We start from the raw sequence: 1142 nt of genomic DNA, 5'->3' as shown, positions 1-1142 counted from the left end.
CTGTTCGGAGTACCTGGACATGGTGGTAGATTACCTTTCTTCCCAGCTCGACTGGGCTGGATATCAGGTGTCCACCACATGGGGGTCAGGTCCCGTGTTGTCCAGGATGAGTTGAATTAAAGCTTCACCGGCACCGCACCTGTTGTTGTCTGCTTTGGTGTCGATATGGCGGGCGATGATGGCAGCAGTAGCTTTATCACACGTCAAACTAATCGTGGCCCGGTTATTATGCACAGCTACGTTGAGGGTGGGTTCGACCTCGTCAGTATCGTCGACTGCTAGCTGATGGGTGTCGATGAAGTCGCGGATAAACCGGCGAATTTCCGCCACAGTGGGCACATGCTGGCTGGGTGCTGTCGGGGTGAGAAAATCTGCCAGGGCGGCATCGACTAGGCCTATGTGTTCGTGGTTGTCGCCTACACGTTCTATTTCCCGGTCGATAACCCTAAGGCGTGGTGTATCCAGGATCCACTGCTCAGAATTCGTCGCTGCAACCAGGGGTAGTTCCTGCATGCGGAAATGCGCCCTAATAATGCCAGATAAAGTGCTATAGGTTAGGCCTAGGTCTTTAGCCAAGCTGGTCAGTGTCAGATCCACGTCATCATCTAAGTCTGGAAGTAGTGATTGGTAGAACAACCAGGAGTTCTTCCTAGCCTGTACTCCAGCTGCAGCAATAGGGTTATGTGGTGTGTTGGTGGCATAAAAGACTACCGGTATATCTGCCTCACCATCAGTAGCGGTGTTGTAGTCTAGTGACTCGCCGGCTGGACGGGTATCACCTGTTGTGGTGGGTGGTGGTGTGCTACTTGTCATCGTGTTAGTACCCCGATTACTCCACATGAATGGTCGAATGTGTTTTCGTCTAACTAGGCATCAGACTACCCACCACATCAGACACCAGGGGTAAAACCCACACACCCGACACACATAACCCCTGTTCGGCAGAGTACACGTCGCAAATATCAGCGGGGGTAAAACGGCGGAAAATCCCCGAAACACCAACCACCCACATGTCATGCAGGATGGTGGTCTCTCGGGGACTACCAGTGACACTATTTTGTTGTTTTTGTTGTTTGGTGTCGGCGGTGACTTACTCTCCCACAACCTCCCGGTTGCAGTACCATCAGCGTGTACAGGCTTAG

At 52.4% G+C, this 1142-nt stretch carries 1 protein-coding gene; it reads right to left on the bottom strand.

The window, feature by feature from the left end; genetic code table 11:
* Positions 1–63: 63 nt before the first annotated feature.
* A complete protein-coding gene (locus ABRP64_RS11615) occupies positions 64–813 on the bottom strand; it encodes a hypothetical protein (RefSeq protein WP_349866535.1) in 750 nt (249 codons plus the stop codon).
* Positions 814–1142 lie beyond the last annotated feature (329 nt).

Origin of the sequence: Corynebacterium sp. KPL4015, from assembly GCF_040225725.1 — a bacterium.
Taxonomy (GTDB): domain Bacteria; phylum Actinomycetota; class Actinomycetes; order Mycobacteriales; family Mycobacteriaceae; genus Corynebacterium; species Corynebacterium rhinophilum.
This window is presented reverse-complemented; position numbering and strand designations above follow the sequence as displayed.